1 protein-coding gene is annotated in these 268 nt (G+C 69.4%); it reads right to left on the bottom strand.

Features of this window, described 5'->3' with window-relative positions; translation table 11 throughout:
- A partial coding sequence (locus ASE31_RS31960) for a methyl-accepting chemotaxis protein (RefSeq protein ID WP_235514787.1) occupies nt 1–268 on the bottom strand: 268 nt, incomplete at both ends.

Genomic DNA, 268 nt, shown 5'->3' with positions numbered 1-268 from the left:
TGCGCTTTGCTCGCTGCTGGCGGCGCTGATCTCGCCCATGATGTCCGTGACGCGCCGGATGGCTGCCACCACCTCGGTCATGGTGGCCCCGGCCTTGTCCACCAGCAGCGTGCCTTGCTCCACGCGTTCGACGCTGGCGGTGATCAGGCTCTTGATTTCCTTGGCCGCTTCGGCGCTGCGCCCGGCCAAGCTGCGCACTTCGCTGGCCACCACGGCAAAGCCCCGGCCTTGTTCGCCCGCCCGGGCGGCTTCCACCGCGGCATTCAGG

Source organism: Acidovorax sp. Root217, assembly GCF_001428645.1.
GTDB lineage: Bacteria > Pseudomonadota > Gammaproteobacteria > Burkholderiales > Burkholderiaceae_C > Acidovorax.
This window is presented reverse-complemented; position numbering and strand designations above follow the sequence as displayed.